Genomic DNA, 852 nt, shown 5'->3' with positions numbered 1-852 from the left:
GGGCAGGAAACCGCGCGCGTGCTCGAGTTCGCCTACCTGAACAGCTTCCACCAGTCCGGCCTGCACAACCTGCTGGACAAGGCGGTCCTGCTCCACGAGGAGGTGGGGGAGGCGCTGCGCAAGGCCGGCGAGTACCGCAAGATCGACGAGGTGCCGTTCGATTTCGAGCGGCGCCGCATGTCGGTCGTGGTGGAGGGGCCGCAGGGCAGGCTGCTGGTGTGCAAGGGCGCGGTGGAGGAGGTCTACGCCGCCTGCGCCAGCGCCGAGCTCGCGGGCGAGGCGGTGGCGCTGGACGACTCGCACCGCCACGCGCTGATGGCGGTGTGCAACGCGCTCAATGCCGACGGCTTCCGCGTCATCGCGATCGCCTACAAGGCCTTGCCGCCGGCGCCGGACACGCATCCGTACTCGGTGGCGGACGAAGCCGGGCTGATCCTGCTCGGCTACATCGCGTTCATCGATCCGCCGAAGGAAAGCGCGGCGCCCGCGCTGGAAGCGCTGCGCCGTGGCGGCGTCGAGGTCAAGGTCCTGACCGGCGACAGTCCGGTGATCGCGTGCAAGATCTGCCGCGAGGTGGGCCTCGACGTCGGGCGGCCGGTGCTCGGCGCCGAACTCGACGGCATGTCGCCGCAGGCGCTCGGCGAGCTGGCCGAGCGCACGGTGCTGTTCGCCAAGCTGACGCCGGCCCACAAGGCGGCCGTCGTCAAGGCCCTGCGGGCGCGCGGCCGGGTGGTCGGCGTGCTTGGCGACGGCATTAACGACGCCCCGGCGCTGAAGGCCGCGGACGTCGGCATCTCGGTGGACACCGGCGCGGACATCGCCAAGGAGTCGGCCAGCATCATCCTGCTGGAA

The 852-nt window shown here is 71.1% G+C and carries 1 protein-coding gene; it reads left to right on the top strand.

Annotated elements, in window-relative coordinates; all coding sequences use genetic code 11:
* Positions 1-18: 18 nt before the first annotated feature.
* Positions 19-852 (top strand): HAD-IC family P-type ATPase (locus K206_RS40640; protein ID WP_231401750.1); only part of this gene is annotated, 834 nt, incomplete at its 3' end.

This window comes from Cupriavidus sp. WS (genome assembly GCF_000395345.1).
Taxonomy (GTDB): Bacteria; Pseudomonadota; Gammaproteobacteria; order Burkholderiales; family Burkholderiaceae; genus Cupriavidus; species Cupriavidus basilensis_B.
Note: the sequence above shows the minus strand (reverse complement) of the source record. Positions and strands in the feature narration are given on the sequence as shown.